The organism is Mycobacterium simiae, from assembly GCF_008370645.1.
In the GTDB taxonomy this organism is placed as follows: domain Bacteria; phylum Actinomycetota; class Actinomycetes; order Mycobacteriales; family Mycobacteriaceae; genus Mycobacterium; species Mycobacterium simiae_A.
Genome location: NZ_VTZN01000431.1, coordinates 1 through 867, shown reverse-complemented (window position 1 = coordinate 867; position 867 = coordinate 1). Strand labels below are relative to the sequence as shown.

Sequence of the window (867 nt, the reverse complement as noted above, 5' to 3'; positions counted from 1 at the left end):
GAAGTGGGCTGTCGATGTCGTCTCGGGCCGAGATCACCGCGAAGTTCGCCAAGGCGTATGTGAAGGCGCCGAAGGCGGACAAGGGTCAGATTCTGGATCAGGTGGTGGGAGTCACCGGCTGGTCGCGTGACAATGCTCGACGCCGGTTGACGGCGGCGGCCCGGCCGCCTGGAGCGGGTCGGCAAGTCGCCAAACGGCGGCGCCGGCAGCGTAATCCGAAGTATTCATACGACGCGTTGAAGGTGCTGCAGAAGGTCTGGGCGGCCTCGGGTGGACAGTGCGGCCGGTATCTGGCCGCGTCGATGGCCCTGCAGCTGGATGCATTGGAACGCCACCGCGAGCTGGTGTTCGGCCGGGACCGCTACAGCCCCGAGGTGCGCGCCGAGCTGTTGGCGATGAGCAGCGCAACGATCGACCGCTACCTACGTGCGGCCAAGGCACGCGACCAGATTAAGGGCAAATCGACCACCAAGGCCTCCCCGTTGCTGCGGTCTTCGATCAAGATCCGCAAGGCAACCGACGAGGTCGAGGCATCTCCGGGGTTCTTCGAAGGTGACACCGTCGCGCACTGTGGGCCATCGCTTAAAGGGGAGTTCGGCCGCACCCTCAACCTCACCGATGCCCATATCGGCTGGGTCTTCACGCGCACCGTACGCAACAACGCCCACACCCACATCCTAGGCGCTCTGAAGGCGGCGGTGCACGAAATACCTTATGAGGTAACCGGTTTAGACTTCGATAACGGTTCCGAGTTTCTCAACAAAGCGGTCATCAAGTGGGCCGGGGAGATGGAGATCTTCTTCACCCGCTCACGACCGTACAAGAAGAACGACCAGGCCACCATCGAGTCCAAGAACAACCATCTGG

The 867-nt window shown here is 62.4% G+C and carries 1 protein-coding gene; it reads left to right on the top strand.

What is annotated here, in order from left to right; all coding sequences use genetic code 11:
* Positions 1-14: 14 nt before the first annotated feature.
* The coding region (locus tag F0Q45_RS26280; protein ID WP_149656627.1) for an integrase catalytic domain-containing protein at positions 15-867 on the top strand (853 nt) is incomplete at its 3' end.